This window comes from Paenibacillus mucilaginosus 3016, from assembly GCF_000250655.1.
GTDB classification, from domain to species: domain Bacteria; phylum Bacillota; class Bacilli; order Paenibacillales; family NBRC-103111; genus Paenibacillus_G; species Paenibacillus_G mucilaginosus.
The window spans coordinates 3,560,955-3,577,689 of the sequence record NC_016935.1 but is presented as its reverse complement, the minus strand read 5'-3'; the positions used below and the strand labels follow the sequence as shown (position 1 = coordinate 3,577,689).

Genomic DNA, 16,735 nt, shown 5'->3' with positions numbered 1-16,735 from the left:
AAGGCCCTCCTTACCTGTATTTGCAGTAAGCGAATGCGATGGCCGAGGTCAGCCGGGCGCTGCAGCCGCAGCCCCGGGACCACCGCCCTCTACTTCGAAGCGCCGGTGCGGATCGTCAGCTTCCGTCCGTCATCGATCCACTGCAGCGAGCTGCCGAAGGCATCCTTCGATACCCCGTTCAGCGAAACGAACCCGGTGCCTTCCTTCAGCAGGAAGCCCCCCTCGCCCGGCGTATACATCGTGGTACCGTCAGCCGAGACAAGCACCACCGAGCGGGAAGCCTCGTTCCACTGGACCGTACCGCCAAGGTAAGCGGCCAGCGCACGAGCCGGAACATAGGTCTGTCCGCCCTCGCGCACGACGTCCAGCGTATCCTGCACCATCACGCCGCCTACGGTCGTAATGCGCGGGTCGGCCGTCAGCACGGGCTCCTTCTCGCCGGCGAGCCGGAGAGCCGTCAGCAGCTGGGCGAGATAGCCCTCCACCGCAACGTCCGGATCGAGGCCGACGTGGTTCACCTTGCGGTTCTTCGGTGTGAGGTACTCCTCGATCGTGACCTTCAGGGCGCCTCCGCCCTCAAGCTCGTATACGCTTTGTACGCTTCCCTTGCCGTACGTATGGGCCCCGATCACCTTCGCCGCCCCGTAGTCCTGCAGGGCGCCGGTCAGCACCTCGGAGGCCGAAGCGCTGTTCTCATTGACGAGCACGTAGAGCGGGAACGGCTGTGTCGTACCGCCCGAGAATTCCACCGGCTTGTCCACTCGGCTGCTGTCGAGCGTATGAATCAGCGTGCCTTCCTTGACGAACTGCCGGATCATGCCCTTCGCCGATTCGAGCAGACCGCCCGGGTTATCCCGCAGGTCGAGGATCAGCGAGCGGATCCCCTGGCTCTTCAGCTCGGCAAGCTCCTTCTCGAGCAGCTCGTCCGCATCGCTCGAGAAGCTTGCGATCTCCAGGTAACCGACCTTCGACGGGAATACGCGGGAGACGACCGTTGGAATCTGAACCTTCTTGCGGCTGACGGTGAATTCCTTCGTCTCGCTGCCGCGGACGACCCCGACCACCACCGTCGTGCCCGGCTCGCCGGCGATCAGCTCGGCGACTTCACCGGTTTTCTTGCCGGCCACCGAGGTGCCGCCGACCGTCACGATCAGGTCGCCTGGGGCAAGCCCGGCTTCCTTGGCGGGCGAGCCTTCGAACACATCGGCGATATACACGCCTTCCGGCTCCAGGCCGATCCGCACGCCGATGCCGACGTACTGGTTCTCCACCGCATCTTCGAACTGCTGGAGCTCTTCCGGTGTAAAGTACTGCGTATACGGATCCTCAAGCGACTCCACCATGGCCTTCACCGCCGCATCCGACAAGGCGTCCGCCGAAGGGGCGCTGACATGCTTCTTCTGAAGGAGCTCCATGACTTCCTGCACCCGGCTGGCGCCAGAGCTTTCGGTACCTGCGGCCTGCAGAGGCTGCGCTGCCGGAAGCAGCAGGGTCATCGACAGGACGGCGGCCGCCGAACGGCGCCACATGTTCATGCTTTTTTTGCGTTTCATCTGCTGGGGCTCCTAACGCTCGATATTTCATTTCTCGTTCCGTTGAACTTCGTTCAAAGGTCACTTTCAAAATGAAATATCTCGCTCTGTATTAAGTTCCGTTCAACTTCGTTCAAAGGTCACTTTCAAAATGAAACATCTCGCTCTGTATTAAGTTCCGTTGAACTTCGTTCAAAGGTCACTACCAAAATGAAATATCTCGCTATGCATTATTTGTTTACTCTAAACTTCTCAAAACCAATCTCGCTAGCAGCCTGACGTCCTAATGAAAGCTTCGCTCAGAGGTCACTTACAAAATAAACCTCTCACCTGTCGTTGACTCTATCTCATGCCGTCCATGGACAGGATTCTCTTCTCTCTCATCTCTCGAAGCTGCTCAAACCAGCTTCTTCAATTCATATAAAAAGTTCATCGCCGACATCGGCGTCATATTCATCAAATCCAGCGTGCGCAGCTGCTCCAGCACCTTCTCCTGCTTCGGGTCCTTCTTCGCAGAGCGGCTCGGCTTCTCTTCCACGGCGAACAGGCTGAGCTGTTCAATCCCCTGCGGGGCGTAAGCCGGAGCGGCCGGGGCTTCCATCACCGTGACCGCCGCCGGAGGCGCGTGTTCTGCGGCTGCGGGATCAGCGCCTGCTGCCGTCCCGGCAGCAGCGGCAGCCAAGGTCTCTGCCCCAGCGGACCCCACCGGCACAGCCGTGCCTTCATCAGCCGCAGGACGGGTCTCCGGAGCGGACTGGATCCGCTCCTGCAGCCCCTCCGAGCGTTCTTCGAATACATGGAGCAGCTCGTAAGACCGGCCGATGATGCTCTCCGGCAGACCGGCGATCTGCGCGCAGTAGATGCCGTACGAGGTGCTCGCTGCCCCCCTTACGAGCTTGCGCAGAAAGGTCACCTGCTGGCCGCTCTCCTTCACGGCCATGCAGTAGTTGCGCAAGTCCTTCAGGCTCTCTTCGAGATGAGCCAGCTCATGGAAGTGGGTCGAGACGAGCGTCTTGCAGCCGATCCGGTCGTGCAGGTACTCGATCACCGCCTGGGCGATCGCCATCCCTTCTCCGGTCGACGTGCCGCGTCCGAGCTCGTCGATGATGACGAGCGACTTCGGCGTCGCCTTCTCCGTCATGACCTGGATATCCATCATCTCGACCATGAAGGTGCTCTGCCCGCCGATGAGGTCGTCCGCTGCGCCGATCCGCGTGAAGATGCGGTCGGTCACCGGCACCTTGGCCCGCTTCGCCGGAACGAAGCAGCCGATCTGCGCCATGAGGCAGATCATCGCCACCTGGCGCATGTAGGTGCTCTTGCCGGCCATATTCGGGCCGGTGATGAGCATCGTGCTGCCCTCTTCCTTCGAAAGCACGGTATCGTTCATGATGAACACGCCGTCCTCGAGCACCGCTTCCACCACGGGATGGCGCCCTTCCTCGATCTCCAGCGGGTAGAAGTCGCCCACCTCGGGGCGGACGTACCGGTTCGCCGCGCTGACCTGCGCGATCGACTGGAACACGTCCGCAGTCGCGATGAGCTCTGCAAGCGCCTGCAGGCGGGGGATATGGGCGGCGACCTTGTCGCGCAGCTCCAGGAACAGGCCGTACTCGAGATCGACCATGCCCTCCTGGGCTTCGAGAATCAGCGCTTCCTTCTCCTTGAGCTCCGGCGTCACGAAGCGCTCCGCATTCGCGAGCGTCTGCTTGCGCTCGTAGCGTCCTTCCTCGAGCGAGCCGAGGTTCGCTTTGGAGATCTCAATAAAGTAGCCGAACACCTTGTTGTAGCCGATCTTCAGCGAGCGGATGCCGGTGCGCTCCCGCTCCTGCCGCTCGAGCTCGGCAAGCCACTGCTTGCCGTTCGTCCCGGCCTCGCGGAGCTCGTCGAGCCGCGGGCTGAGTCCCGGGCGGATCATGCCGCCGTCGCGGATCGACACCGGCGGCTCGTCCACGATCGCATCATGGATCAGTTGCATGACATCCGAGCATGGGTCCATCCGCTCGCCGAGCTCTCCGAGCGCCGGCGAACCGCTGCCTGCCAGCAGCTCGCGGAGCTGCGGCACCTGCTGCAGCGACAGCTTCAGCGCGGCAAGGTCGCGCGCGTTCGCACTGCCGTAAGCGATGCGGGCGGTGAGCCGCTCGAGGTCGTATACTTCGCGCAGCGCGCCCTTCAGCTCATCCCGCAGGATGAGCTGGTAGATAGAGCCGCTCGACCGCTTCGAGCCGGCTCTCGATGGCCGCCGCATTCATCAGCGGCTTCTCGATCCAGCGGCGGAGCAGCCGCCCGCCCATGGCCGTGACCGTCTTGTCCAGCAGCCAGAGCAGCGTGCCCTTCTTACTGCGGTCACGCACCGTCTCCACGAGCTCCAGGTTACGGCGCGTGAAGGGGTCCATAACCATGTACTGGCTCGGCTCGTAGATCCGGATATGCTTGATATGCCCGAGCGACCGCTTCTGGGTCTCCTGCAGGTAGCCCATGAGCAGCGCCACGGCTTCCCGCCCGCCCTGCGGCAGGGCAGCCAGCTGGGATTCGCTGAAGTGCCCTTCGGGCGAGAGGCCTCCGTTCACCGGCCGGTGCTCCCGCGGCGTAAGTACTGAAGTCGTCAGCCATGCCGCGGCGGCTCCGCGGATGCGCTCCAGCAGCGCCCCTGCGCCGAGCAGCTCGGAAGGGCTGTAGGCGTTGAGCTCGTCAAGCAGCAGCTCGAAGGACCCGTCGGTCCGGGTCACGTAGAACTCCCCCGTCGAGATATCGCACGCCGCCAGCGCGTAGCCGCCGCCGGCCGCCGTCACGGAGACGATGTAGTTGTTCGCCGTCTCCGAGAGCGACCGGGCATCCATCACGGTCCCCGGAGTTACGATGCGCACGATCTCGCGGCGCACGACGCCCTTCGCTTCCGCCGGATCCTCCACCTGCTCGCAGATCGCGACCTTGAAGCCCTTTTCTATCAGCCTCGCAATATAGTTCTCGGCGGAATGGTACGGCACCCCGCACATCGGGATCCGCTCGCCCCCGCCTTCCCGTCCGGTCAGGGTAATCTCAAGCTCTCTGGCGGCATTCACCGCATCTTCGAAAAACATTTCATAGAAATCGCCCAAACGGAAAAACAAAAAAGCGTCCGGCACCTCCGCCTTCACGGCGAGGTACTGTTCGATCATCGGCGTATATTTGGCCATGCCCTATCCTAACCCCCAAGCCCTGCTCACAGCATGGCGGCCGCGCCGCACGGGGCAGCCGGTCCGTCTGCACACATCCTGTTCCGCATGGGAACCGGTCTGCCGCGCGAAGGCCCGTCTGCCGCTCCCGTTCGGCGCGGCCGGACATGCTCTATTTTCTATTTTTCATTATAGCATGAATTGCGAGAGAACACTCATCCCTCAAGAGTACGGTCGTATTTTCCACTTGGTGCGGATGTCCTCTCGCTCGTTCCACGGCCGCATCTGCACCATCATCCGGCGCAGCGGCAGCAGGTAATCCTCCAGCGCGGCGTAGCCCGGCAGCCGCTCCAGATCCCGCCACAGCGCGGGCAGCAGCGGACGGATCCGGCTCTTGTCCCCCCGGTAATAGGCCTTGGCGACCTCGGGATCGGACAGCGGACGCTGGCGCAGCTGCGGATAATGCTCCGCCGCCAGCTTGGCCAGCGCAAGCACGCCCTTGGCGACGGCCGGCGACACCATCCAGCTCGGGAGCACCCGGTACTCGAAGCCCCCGTGCCGCTGGCGACGGAAGTCGCCGAGGAAGCCGTACTGCGGCCGCCGCTGGCCGGTGGACCCGTCTTCGATGAGGGTAAGCGGCAGGGCCAGGTAATTGTCCAGCACGCGGAGCAGCCGGCTCTCCAGGTCCACGCGGGAGAAGTGAATATGCCCGCCCAGCGGAAAGCCCTTCACCGGCATGCCTCCCGCCACCCAGACGAGCTCCTCGTCGGTGATGCGCCTGGCGGCCAGCTGCAGCGTCCGGTGGAGCTGGACGATCAGCTCGCGCACCTCCGTGCTCGGCCGGGGCCGCAGCTCGGCGAGAGGATAGATTTTGCGCCGGCTCGGGAGCACGATCGCATCACAGCCGACCGGCCCGTCCTTGTCCATGAACGCCGAGGCGAACCTCACCTTGCCCCGCCCGTTGAGCAGGAGAAACTCAGGGTCCGCGCCGAGCATCACGTCCAGCTGCGGCGCCCCCCGCCGCTCGTCCAGCCGGGCGCCGTAGCGGTTCATCGCCCCGGCGAACAGCTCCGCGAGCCGCGGGGTCAGCTCCGGCACGGCTTCGACGCGCCGCACAGCGAGCGTCCCCCCGGTGCGCACGCCGATGCGGACGACCCCGTAATCGAGCCCCAAGGCGTACAGCGCCTTGACGGCTTCGCGAAGCGCCTTCGAGCCGTAATAGGTGGGCTGCTCGAGACCCACCTCCTCGTAACCGCGGTCCGGCAGCCCTTCCGGCAGCCGGACACCGGCCGGGACGCGGCCCCCGTAGAACACGCCCGGTCCCCGGTGCAGCAGAGTCAGCGCTTCGAGGTGGAAGACGGGCACGAGGAAGTCGTGCGTCCATCCCTCGTCCTCCGCGGCACCCCCCCGCTGCTTCCCGCGCCGGCTTCTGCCGCCGGCCGCCTCCACCTCGCCAAGGGCGCTGTCCATCCCGTGCAGGGCCAGGGTCTCCCCCGCCCGTACGGAGCTTCCGGCCAGCAGCACCGCCTTCACCGGCTGGAGCACGTCGGCGCTGCCGCGGTCCGGATGGTAAGCGCCCCAGTGGATGATGAAGTGTCCGCCTTCCTCCGCCGGCTCCAGCCGCGTTCCATGAGCGATCGTCAGCCGCTCCAGAAGCGGCCGCAGCTTTTCTTCACCCGAATGCAGCAGGAAAGCCCGCATACTCCGCTCCTCCTCCCGGCCCTGAGACCGCGGGGCGGGCCGCAGCCGGCTCCAGGCTTCCCGCAGTAAAGGCCCAATTGTCTAAGGACAACCTTACGGAACAAAAAAGAGGGCGGACGCCCTCTGCCAAAACAAGGCCGCCAGGCATATACTGGCAGCAAAGGAATAAGAGAAATCAGTTCAGTTCCTCATCGAGCAGGTCCGGATCGAGATCCTCATAGTCCCCGTCATCCCCGCCGAATTCAACATGTTTGTCGTCGTAATCGTCGCAGCTGCCGCATACCACCACACACACCTTAGTCTCGGCCAGCATCTCTACCTTGTACTCCCGCTCTACGCGGAGCACAACCGACGAGCCGCTGGAGGAGATGCTTGCTTCCACGCAGTTGGGTTCCTGGGTAGCGACGGCCGAGACCTCGGCGGTGCCCGGCTTATGTTTCTTGTCGAGGTAGTGAAGCGGCACAACCTCGGCGTAAGAAACCGTTTCTTTCGCGACATCGGTCTTTGTATTCCGGTCGTAGGAATACCAGATGTTGATGTCGTAAGTACCTACCACTTCCACGTTCTCCCCCGATTTGACCGCGTCGTATTGGTTGTTGATGATCCAAGCACCCAAAATACTTGTCGGAGCATGAGGCGGAGTGACCGTGTTCGTTACCTGCGAGAATTTGCGACCTTTGCCACAGACAGCCTTCGTATAGATCTCTCTGCACTGCAAATCTTTATCTAATGACATCCTTCTAACCTCCTCCATACAATCATTCATTACATTTGTATGCAGGACATTCGTCTAGTGTGAACACTTTTTTTCTATAACGAGCACATTTTGATATTTAAAGAATTAAGCCCCCCCACTGCTCTTCTCCATGGGACGCTTCTCCCGCTTCGCCACGGCAAGATAAGCTTTGAGCTCCTCTACCAGCTGCAGCAGCGCGGCCCGGATCTCGAACTCTTCCCGCGTTACCGGAAGCGGCATGAGGCGGTACTGCTCCTGCAGCTCCTCAAGCCGTTTCTCTCCCCGGCCCGTATAATGGGCGACCTTCACGTCTTCCTTCAGCTCGTCGAATACTGCCGCCAGGAGCTCCCCGTGCGGCAGCGTCTGATAGACACGAGCCACAAGCTGCGCCATCCGCGAGATCGAGAGCAGCTGCCGGTCGCGCATATGGAAGTAGACGCTCCATGCCGGCCCTCCGCTGACAATGCTGTTCTGCTCGGTCCGCTCCGCCGTCCGGATCGCGTCCCGCAGGGTATCCTCGGCCTGCAGCAGTTCGGCACCGCTCCATACATATTCGTTATCACGCAGATGCCTCGAGATCTCGACGAAGATCCGGGAGAACAGCTCCTCTACCTTCAGCCGGTAGTGCTGCAGATTTTTGTGCTCCCTTGGCATATAGAGCATATTGATGACCGTCGCCGTCCCGAGACCGATCACGAGAAGCGCGATCTCGTTGAGGAGCAGATCGGTGCTGAGCGCGCCCGCCCCGTAGACATGAAACATCACGACGGAGCAGGTAATGATCCCGTCACGCAGCTGGAGCTGGGCAAGCACCGGATACAGGACGAGCACGAAGACGCCGATGACCCACACATGAAAGCCCAGCGCCCAGAACAGGCCGGAAGCGAAGAACAGCCCGATCACCGAAGCGGCGATACGCTGGAATGAGGTGCTGAGCCCTTTTCTGATCGTCACATCCACTCCCATAATGGCGAGCAGTCCTGCGGAGAGCGGGGAGGTCAGGCCCACGGCCAGTGAAAGATAAATGGCGGCGATCACCGCAAGAGCGGATTTCAGCACACGGATGCCCATCAGGCCCTGCCTCCTTTTAAGATCATATTCGGAATTACATAAGGAATGTTTTTCCGTACCACCATCTTACTGATATTGCCCGCCGACTACAAATGCCCCCCTCTTCACAAAAAAGAAGAGCCTCCCGGCTCCCCCTCATCCCCTGATATATAAGCCTGCCAACGCCGCCGCTCCTTACCTCTTGTCCGCTGCATTGCTCTCCGGCTTCTCTTGGGCCAGCTTGGCAACCCCCAGCGCCATGTGCTCCCACAACAGCTTCTCGACCGTCTCGCACTTCTGCTCCGGACAATCGATCAGCAGCACGACTTCGGAGGTGATATTGCGCGTGCCGAAGCCTATCCGCCGCAGGTAGAGCCACTTGAGGCCGAAGCCGATGGCAATGCCCGTCAATGCCCCGATGATACCCCAGATGATCGGCCCCCACGCCAGCATATACCCGTAGATAGAGCCGAGCAGCATCAGGCACGTCCCCAGAATCGCGGACGCATCCATCATGGCGAAGCCGTCGGCCTTATGCAGCGAGTCGAAGAGCGCCCCCGGCTCTCTGCGCTGATCGAGAGGAACGGCCATCACCCGCTGCCGGGGCACGCCTTCCATCTCGAGGGCGGTCAGCAGAAGTTCCGTATGGATACAGAGCTCGAAGGTGGCGAAAATATACACGGGGTTCTATCCCTCCTGGGAACGGGGCATGCGGAAGCCGGGGTCCTGGTAATTCGTTCGAAGATGCTTCGACTGTTCTTTCTCGAAGAGCTTGTTGTACTCCACGGCGGATACATACGCGTCGTAGAAAACGAAGCAGTAGATCGACGGCAGATAGAGCGTCCACTGCATGTCCAGCACCTCTTTGGCCTGCCGGAAATCCCCTGATGCCGTGTAGAGCATGGCCATCGGAATATGGGAGAAATACATGATCGCGATCGTCCAGCCGAACAGAAAAAAACCGGGAAGCACCTTATGGAGATACAGATGTCCGAGCCCCGGAGCAAGCAGGGACCAGGCCGCGGCCACCCAGGGCACACGCTTGTTCAGAAAATTGATATCCCATACGGACATCGCCATCGGCTTGATCGGAGCGTCTTCCCGGTCGGCCAGCGTGTAGAGCTTGTTGAGTTCCACCGTGGAGCGGTAGCTGTCCCAGATGCCGAACATGTAGATCGACACGTAGATCATCAGCCAGTTCGGGTTCAGCGTCTCTTTCGCTTTGGCGAAATGGCCCTGGAGGGAGTACATGATTCCGGTATTAATCTTCGCATGCGAATTGATGAAGATCTCCCAGGAGATCAGCGTAAACCCCTTGGCGTACCGGTGCTGGAGCAGATTGCCGAACCCCGGGAAGGAAAAGGAGAAGAAGGCGGAAATCCAGGGGTTCTTCCGGTGAATCTGCGAGGTGTTGAAGGGGGAGAGCAGGGCGCGGTATCGACGGTATGTTGGAGTGCGGTTCATAGAACTCCCCCTAACGGTATTAACCGAATCTTCGGCTATAGTGTACACCACATATTCCCTGTTTTATGCACGGTCGTCAGCACGCCCCAGGAACATGCCGGGCCCCGCACCCGATGCGTCCCCCTGTGTTACCTGCTCCGGCCGATAAGGCGGCTTTCGACCGATGCAACCAACTGGTACATCAGGGCCGCTGCCGCCGCAATGACGAACAGGGCGCCGATCACGAGGGTGAAGTTGAACACCTGGAACCCGTAGATGATGAGATAACCGAGCCCCGCCTTGCTCACCAGGAACTCCCCGACGATCACTCCGACCCATGCCAGGCCCACATTCACCTTCAGGGTCGAGATGATCGCAGGGTAGGAGGCCGGGAGAATGACTTTGCGGAATACGGTCCCCGTCGACCCGCCGAAGATCCGCACCACCTTCACCAGATTCGGGTCGACCTCCCGGAAGGCGTTGTAGATGACCAGAATCGTGATAATGACGGTCAGCGACAGCGTCGTCGCGATAATGGACAGCACGCCCGGACCCAGAGCCACGATGAACAGCGGGCCGAGCGCTACCTTCGGCAGGGAATTCAGAACGACGATGTAGGGATCCAGCACCCGCGACAGGAACGGGGAGAACCAGATCAGGGCCGCTCCCGCCGTGCCGAGCAGCGTGCCGAGCACGAAGCCGACGACCGTCTCCCACACCGTTACCCACGTGTGTTCGAGCAGGGAGCCGTCGAGCAGCTTCTCGTACAGGAGCTGCACGATCCGGCTCGGCGAGCTGAACAGGAGCCCGTCAATCCATTTGAAGGCGGCCGCCGTCTCCCACAAGCCGAAGAACAGGACGAGCAGCGCAAGCTGGGTCAGGCGGACGGACAGCGCGAGCCTGCGTTCGGAGCGGCGGAAGGCCGTGTAGACTTCGTCCGCCAGCTCCGCCGGCTGCTGCCTTCCTTCTTCCGCAGGTGTACCCTTGAGTTCAGCCATGACTGCGCCCCCCTCCCTTATCCATGCTTTCAAACAGGCCCCACAGCCGGTGGAACAGCTCGTGGAAGCCCTCCGTCTCCCTGGCCTTCAGCGGGGAGGCAGCCCGGATGAGCTCAGGCACCTCCATGTCCGCCAGCAGCCGGCCCGGATTCGGCTGGAGCACGATGACCCGGTCGCTCATGGCGACCGCCTCGGTGATATCGTGCGTGACGAGCACCGCGGTCTTGCCCCGCGCCTTGAGCGTGCCCGAGACCAGCTCCTCCAGCTGAAGCTTCGTCTGGTAATCGAGCGCCGAGAACGGTTCGTCCAGCAGCAGCACGTCCGGCTCGGTCGCCAGCGTCCGGACAAGCGCCACGCGCTGCCTCATGCCGCCGGAGAGCTGATGCGGATAGCGCTGTGACTGCCCTCCGAGCCCCATCTCCTCCATCAGTCCGTCGACGAGCTTCTGCGAAGCCGCATCCAGCCGGCCGAGCAGCTCGAGCCCCAGCGAGGCATTGGCCCCGATGGTCCGCCAGGGGAACAGGTAATCCTGCTGAAGCATGTAGCCGATCCGCTGCACGCCCCCCTGCTCCACCTTCTCGCCGAAAACCCGGACATTCCCTGCCGTCGGGGTCAGCAGTCCGCTGATCAGCGACAGCAGCGTCGTTTTGCCGCAGCCGCTCGGGCCGATCAGGGAGATGAATTCGCCCTGCCGTACCGTCAGGCTGATGTCCAGCAGCGCAGGATAAGCTCCTCTGCCGTTGACATACACATGGGATACATGGTCCAGCTCCACTGCGCTCTCCACTCCGATCCCCTCCTTCTTGTCGCATCGGTATGCCGGGCGGACCGGAGGGCGGCGGCCGTCCCGCGGGAGATCCGCTCCCTGCAGTCCCCGGCCGCCGCCTCCGTCTGCCCTTATTTCACACTCGCTTTGGCTTTCTCCGCAAACCTGTTGTCTACGAGGCTGCCGTGGTCGACACGCGCCTTCAGCTCGCCCGCGGCCTCCATCACATTCTGCAGGTTGCTCCATTCTTCGGCATCCACAATCCCGTCGGAGGCAAAGGACCCCTGGTCCTTATACCGCTTCACGACGCCCTTGATGATCTCTTTGTCCGTGTCCGGGAAGAAGGAGGCGATGCTGTCCGCGATCACGTCGACCGAGCTCGCCGCCACCCAGTTCTGCGCCTTCTGCACGGCGTTGGTGAATTTCTGGAGAGCGTCCGGGTTTTTGTCGATGTAGCTTTTCTTGGTCATGAAGACCGTATAGGGCAGCCTGCCGCTCTCGACACCGAACGAGGCGATGACGTAGCCCTTGCCCTGCTGCTCGAACATCGTCGCCTGGGGCTCGAAGAGCTGCACGTAGTCCCCTGTGCCCGAGGCAAAGGCCGTCGGAATGTTCGCGAATTCCACGTTCTGGATCAGATTCAGATCCTTCTGGGGGTTGATCCCGTGCTTTTTCAGTGTAAACTCGCCCGCCATCTGCGGCATGCCGCCCTTGCGCTGCCCAAGGAAGGTGCTCCCCTTGAGCGAGTTCCAATCGAAGGTGCCCTGGGCCGGTTTGCGCGACACGAGGAAGGTGCCGTCCGTCTGGGTCAGCTGGGCGAAGTTGATCACGGGGTCCCCGCTGCCCTGCTGCGCCACATAGATGGAGGTCTCGGAGCCGACAAGCGCGACATCGATCCCTCCTGTCAGCAGTGCCGTCATCGTTTTGTCGCCGCCGAAGGTCGTGGTCAGCTCCACGTCCAGCCCTTCCGCCTTAAAGAATCCTTGGTTTACCGCCACATATTGCGGCGCGTAGAAGATCGACCGGGTCACTTCGCCGATCCGCACCTTCACGCTCTCCTCCGTCTTGGCCGGCCCGCAGCCGGACAGCACCGCCGCAAGTCCGAGTCCCAGCGCCAGCACCGCCGCCGCTCCCTGCTTCCACCGTTTGTTCATAGCCAGTCCCTTCCTGCCTGCTCCGTGAGCATGTTGTTGTGATACCAGCATATGCATCCGCCCAGAAAGAGGTGACAGCACCGGCAGGAAGGACCGGCGAGGATAAGAATGTGAGCTGGCGGGGACGGACCGGACGGCAAAAAGCCCCCGGCCGTAACAGGCGGAGGGCACAACGCAGAGGAACGCTCAGGCTGCAGGGATCAGCAGGCGGACCAGCTGGCTGATGATGCGGTTGGGGCTCGGCGGCTCCAGATGAAACAAGTACAGCTCGGAGAGGAGAAAGGCTCCGCCAAGGAGGGCCAGGTAGACGGCCGCCCCTCTTTTCCCTCCTCGCTTCAGCCGGCGCAGATCCACGGCCAGGACGGCCGTGAACAGGATGAACGGCAGCAGATGACGCATAGCTTCTTCCTCCCTTCCCTTGGGTTTATCGCATACCTGCCGGCGTCGGCTCCAGCACCAGCCCGCTGCGCCGGATGCTGACGCTGACACTTGGCTGCAGCTTCGCCGTAGCGAGATTCCGGTCCCACTCCTGACCCTGCTGCCGCCAGACCGAAGGGTGGGTGCGGTGCAGCTCCCGGCCCACACCGAAAATATCGGCGCCCCACTTGGAGGTTTTGGCGAAAGATGTCTTCACCGCCTGCTGGATGCGCTGCCCGATAGCCGCCTCGACCTTGGATCGGAGATCCTCCTGCAGGAGCCGGACCGGGCAAGATTGATCGGATAGATTGCCTTCGACGATCATGCGCAGCCCCATCACCGGACGCCCCGATTCCAGCGTCATGCTGATCTTCCGCTGAAAATCCGTCACGGTGAACGAGACCTCTCCGCTCATGCCCTCCTGCGGGCAGGGGATATTGATGACCGCATCCTTGAAGGTGCCGGAGGCCATCTCAATGGTGGAGGCCTCCTCCGAAGGCAGGAAGCCCTTCAGCCGGTCCCCCTTGAACACGGCGGCGCCCCGCAGCTCGTAGGTCTCCACTTTCCCGCGGATGGCGCGCGAGTCGATGACATCCACGGCCGCGTCGATGCCCGGGGTCGACAGGACGCTGATGAAGTCCCGGAGCGTGGTCCGCCGGGAGGTCAGCTGCCGCTGGATCGCCGACTCGATCAGCTCGACGATCGCCTTCGACGGCACATTCCCGAGCTCGATCTTCTGGTTGAGCAGATCTTCCGCCTTGCCGTGGGTGACCGCGATGTAGGTCCCCGAACGGCTGTCGCGGTCCCGCTCGAACCAGCTGAGAATGCCGCCCACCCCCGACTCGGCCAGCTCCCTTCCCAGAAGGAGCAGCTGGGTATGGGGCCAGTACAGGCGCCGGGGCGAGATCCGGTTGAGCTCGTTGATCGCATCGAGCACGGTGGTCCCTTTGGCGGTCAGGCTCCAGGTCGGCAGCTCGGAGCCCCCTCCCCCGCCCTTGTTCGGCGGTGAAGGCTTGATGACCTGCGCCGTCACCTTGTATTCCTCGCCCTGGCCCTTGTCAATGCCTACGCCCATGACAATGGCCACGTTGTTAAGCTCCTTGCGGTCCCAGCAGCCGGTGAGCAGCAGCAGACACCCGGCGAGCAGGGGCAGGCTGCGAAGGATGGCATGCCGCATCACCCTCGCTCCCCTCCTTCTTCCCTTGTGCGCAGCTCCTCCGGATGCTGCGTCATCCGGCGCAGCGGCGCTCGGATGAAGAGATCGCGCCAGTCCTTCCCGTGGAACGGCGAGATCGGCGACAGGTAGGGCACGCCCAGCGAGCGGAGGGTATTCAGATGGATCACGGTCAGGATCAGGCCGAAGAATAGGCCGAAGGCTCCGAGCGCCGCACAGAGCAGGATCAGGACAAAACGGATCAGCCTTGCGGAGATCGCGATATTGAAGGCCGGCGTACAGAACGAAGAGATTGCCGTCACCGATACCGCAATCACCGTTCCCGGAGCCACCAGGCCCGCCTCCACCGCAGCCTGCCCGAGTACCAGACCGCCGACGATCGATACGGCGGAGCCGATCGTTTTCGGGAGCCGGATACCGGCTTCTCTGAGAATTTCGAAGGTCATCTCCATCAGGAACACCTCGATGGCAATGCCGAAGGGCACCCCTTCGCGCTGTCCGGTCAAAGCCACGAGCAGCGGGTGGGAATCATCTCCTGATGATAGGTCAGCAGTGCCACGTAGAACCCCGGCATCGCGATCGAGATCAGGAAGGTGAAGGTCCTCAGAATCCGCAGGAAGGTGGCGATATCGTAGCGCTGGTAATAATCTTCGTTCGAATACAGGAACAGGCCGATGGTCGCGGGAACGACCAGCGCGACCGGGGTGCCCTCCATGAGAACGGCAACCCTGCCCTCCAGCAGGCCTGCCGCCACCCGGTCCGGACGCTCCGTATTGAACACGGTGGGAAACGGTGTGTAGCCCTGCTTTTCCTCGAGATATTCCTCCAAATACTGCGACTCCAATATGCCGTCAAGCCGGATGCTTCCGAGGCGCTCTTTGACTTCGGTTACATATTCTTCCTTCGCCGTCCCCTCCAGGTACAGGATGGACACCGGCGTGTTGGTCACGCTGCCGATCATCAGCCTCTCGGTCCGCAGATGGGGATGCCAGACGCCTGCGGATGAGACCGATGTTGGTGAGCAGAGATTCATTGAACGATTCTCTCGGCCCCCGTACGACCGATTCGGCGGACGGCTCAGACACCGCCCGGCGCTCGCCGCCCGACGTCAGCCCTGACTTGGCCGCTGACAGGCCGTCCACCAGCACGAGCGAACAGCCTTGAAGCAGCGCGGATGCGGCCTTCTCCACCGACGAGACCGTCTGCTGCAGATGCACGGGGAGCTCGACTTTCTCCGCGGTCCCCTCTTCCGGCTTCCCGCTTTCCAGCATCGGCTGCATGACGAACTCATCGATCAGCGCCTTGTCCACAAGCGAGGCAAGGTACAGGACGGCCGCTTCTCTGCCGGGCGAGAGCTCGAACCGGCGGACACACAGGTCCGCGCTGTGACCCATATATTCTTCGATCTCATGAAGGTTCTGCGCAAGCGAAGCGCTGAGGGCGATCATGAACGCTCACCTCCTCCCGCCGGAGCCCCCGGGACCCGCATCCGCCGGAGGACCGCAACACCGAAGAGGAATGCGGGCAGAAGCAGACCGCAGAAGGTGGAATAGTACGGATAGGTGCTCTGAAAAAAGCTGTAGAGCTCCAAAAAGTTGCGGCTGTGCAGCAGCGAGACGATGACCATGAGCGACCCGACGGGCAGCGCCAGCACGCGGAAATCCTTGAGCCCGAACCACTGCGAGACGCCGAGGCAGGTGGCGAACAGCGACAGGGCGATCTTGCTGAACGACCCCATGCTCCACAGCATGATCCCGAGCAGATCCAGACGCTGCAGCTCGCCGACCTTGATGTCCCTCAGGATCTGGAAGGAAGGAAAGCTCAGTCCCATGCTCCGCTCCGCACCGAAGATTGCAACCGGACCGGTCAGCGGTCCGAGGAACATGACGACGAGAATCAGCATGGTGGCCATGCTGGCCCGGCCGATCCGGCCTTCTCTGGGCGCGAAGGGCAGCAGCATCCCCAGAATGATGAAGGTGCTGTACAGCGACAGCAGGGTCAGGGCCCCCATCAGCACGGGCTGCAGCCCATTCTCCAGTACCGGCAGAAAATTCCGGTAATCCTTGTCTTTGTGCGTCAGAATCGAAGCCAGGATGCCCACGGGGATAATCATCACCAGGAACATTTGGTTGGTACGGGAGATCACTTCGATTCCGGAGCGGACCGCATAGCCGGCCAGAATGATAATCGCCGTCATATAGACCAGAATGGGCGTTCTTGGGGTTATCGCACTTGTAAAAAACTCGCCGAAGCCCCGGATTGACAGCGTCGCATCGTGAAACAGGTAGAAAATGAAGAGAGCGCTGACCGCCGATCCGAGCCAGCGGCCCAGAATCGTGCGGGCATATTCCACAGGGCTCTGCCCCGGAAAGCGCTGCGAGAGCCGGGCAGTGAGATAGGCGGCGAGCAAGGCCGGCACCGCCGCGCAGAGCAGGGACAGCCAGCTGTCTCTCGAAGCATGATTGAGAATCACCGGGATGAACAGCAGGTGACCGGTGACGGTAATGCTCGAGATCACCAGCATCAGTGCCTGGGTCCGCGAGATTCTGCTTTCTTCCATACGCCTCCTCCTCTCCCTGGGTTCTACAAGGTAGGGTATCCCATTACGC

At 62.1% G+C, this 16,735-nt stretch carries 12 protein-coding genes and 2 pseudogenes; all 14 read right to left on the bottom strand.

Annotation, left to right across the window (positions count from 1 at the left end; genetic code table 11):
• Positions 1-89: 89 nt before the first annotated feature.
• The 14 genes and pseudogenes from PM3016_RS15560 to PM3016_RS15495 all read right to left on the bottom strand — a co-directional run bounded on the left by PM3016_RS15560 (position 90) and on the right by PM3016_RS15495 (position 16,686).
• The gene (locus PM3016_RS15560; protein ID WP_014370092.1) at positions 90-1,553 is read right to left on the bottom strand and encodes a S41 family peptidase; all 1,464 of its coding nucleotides are present in this window, start codon (positions 1,551-1,553) and stop codon (positions 90-92) included.
• A 376-nt stretch (positions 1,554-1,929) separates the two neighbouring features.
• A pseudogene (gene mutS / locus PM3016_RS15555) lies at positions 1,930-4,708 on the bottom strand (DNA mismatch repair protein MutS).
• Positions 4,709-4,909: 201 nt separating this feature from the next.
• Positions 4,910-6,388, bottom strand: a complete 1,479-nt coding sequence (locus PM3016_RS15550; RefSeq protein ID WP_014370091.1) for a putative amidoligase domain-containing protein — start codon at positions 6,386-6,388, stop codon at positions 4,910-4,912.
• A gap of 175 nt (positions 6,389-6,563) precedes the next feature.
• Complete coding sequence (locus PM3016_RS15545) at positions 6,564-7,124, bottom strand: outer spore coat protein CotE (RefSeq protein ID WP_013916611.1); 561 nt, start codon at positions 7,122-7,124, stop codon at positions 6,564-6,566.
• Positions 7,125-7,229: 105 nt separating this feature from the next.
• On the bottom strand, positions 7,230-8,195 hold the full coding sequence (locus PM3016_RS15540; RefSeq protein WP_013916610.1) for an aromatic acid exporter family protein: 966 nt from the start codon (positions 8,193-8,195) through the stop codon (positions 7,230-7,232).
• Positions 8,196-8,369: 174 nt separating this feature from the next.
• On the bottom strand, positions 8,370-8,855 hold the full coding sequence (locus tag PM3016_RS15535; protein WP_014370090.1) for a hypothetical protein: 486 nt from the start codon (positions 8,853-8,855) through the stop codon (positions 8,370-8,372).
• Between the two features lie 6 nt (positions 8,856-8,861).
• Positions 8,862-9,638, bottom strand: coding sequence for a hypothetical protein (locus tag PM3016_RS15530; protein WP_016362588.1), 777 nt, complete (start codon positions 9,636-9,638; stop codon positions 8,862-8,864).
• A gap of 128 nt (positions 9,639-9,766) precedes the next feature.
• Positions 9,767-10,615, bottom strand: a complete 849-nt coding sequence (locus PM3016_RS15525; RefSeq protein ID WP_013916609.1) for an ABC transporter permease — start codon at positions 10,613-10,615, stop codon at positions 9,767-9,769.
• Complete coding sequence (locus tag PM3016_RS15520; RefSeq protein ID WP_014370089.1) at positions 10,608-11,402, bottom strand: ABC transporter ATP-binding protein; 795 nt, start codon at positions 11,400-11,402, stop codon at positions 10,608-10,610. Before PM3016_RS15520 ends, PM3016_RS15525 begins: the two co-directional genes overlap by 8 nt.
• A 110-nt stretch (positions 11,403-11,512) precedes the next feature.
• Positions 11,513-12,535, bottom strand: a complete 1,023-nt coding sequence (locus PM3016_RS15515; protein WP_013916607.1) for an ABC transporter substrate-binding protein — start codon at positions 12,533-12,535, stop codon at positions 11,513-11,515.
• 186 nt (positions 12,536-12,721) lie between these two features.
• Positions 12,722-12,934 (bottom strand): hypothetical protein, encoded by a 213-nt coding sequence (locus tag PM3016_RS15510; RefSeq protein WP_014370088.1) that lies wholly within the window; start codon positions 12,932-12,934, stop codon positions 12,722-12,724.
• A 25-nt stretch (positions 12,935-12,959) separates the two neighbouring features.
• Positions 12,960-14,129, bottom strand: coding sequence for a Ger(x)C family spore germination protein (locus PM3016_RS15505; RefSeq protein ID WP_014370087.1), 1,170 nt, complete (start codon positions 14,127-14,129; stop codon positions 12,960-12,962).
• Positions 14,129-15,520 (bottom strand): annotated as a pseudogene (locus tag PM3016_RS15500) (spore germination protein). Before PM3016_RS15500 ends, PM3016_RS15505 begins: the two are co-directional and overlap by 1 nt.
• 50 nt (positions 15,521-15,570) lie before the next feature.
• On the bottom strand, positions 15,571-16,686 hold the full coding sequence (locus PM3016_RS15495) for a GerAB/ArcD/ProY family transporter (protein WP_014370086.1): 1,116 nt from the start codon (positions 16,684-16,686) through the stop codon (positions 15,571-15,573).
• Positions 16,687-16,735 lie beyond the last annotated feature (49 nt).

Coding starts and splice junctions, on each gene's coding strand:
- PM3016_RS15525 (WP_013916609.1), bottom strand. CDS start 10,615: ATGGCTGAACTCAAGGGTACACCTGCGGAAGAAGGAAGGCAGCAGCCG.
- PM3016_RS15545 (WP_013916611.1), bottom strand. CDS start 7,124: ATGTCATTAGATAAAGATTTGCAGTGCAGAGAGATCTATACGAAGGCT.
- PM3016_RS15515 (WP_013916607.1), bottom strand. CDS start 12,535: ATGAACAAACGGTGGAAGCAGGGAGCGGCGGCGGTGCTGGCGCTGGGA.
- PM3016_RS15550 (WP_014370091.1), bottom strand. CDS start 6,388: ATGCGGGCTTTCCTGCTGCATTCGGGTGAAGAAAAGCTGCGGCCGCTT.
- PM3016_RS15510 (WP_014370088.1), bottom strand. CDS start 12,934: ATGCGTCATCTGCTGCCGTTCATCCTGTTCACGGCCGTCCTGGCCGTG.
- PM3016_RS15505 (WP_014370087.1), bottom strand. CDS start 14,129: ATGCGGCATGCCATCCTTCGCAGCCTGCCCCTGCTCGCCGGGTGTCTG.
- PM3016_RS15495 (WP_014370086.1), bottom strand. CDS start 16,686: ATGGAAGAAAGCAGAATCTCGCGGACCCAGGCACTGATGCTGGTGATC.
- PM3016_RS15530 (WP_016362588.1), bottom strand. CDS start 9,638: ATGAACCGCACTCCAACATACCGTCGATACCGCGCCCTGCTCTCCCCC.
- PM3016_RS15560 (WP_014370092.1), bottom strand. CDS start 1,553: ATGAAACGCAAAAAAAGCATGAACATGTGGCGCCGTTCGGCGGCCGCC.
- PM3016_RS15540 (WP_013916610.1), bottom strand. CDS start 8,195: ATGGGCATCCGTGTGCTGAAATCCGCTCTTGCGGTGATCGCCGCCATT.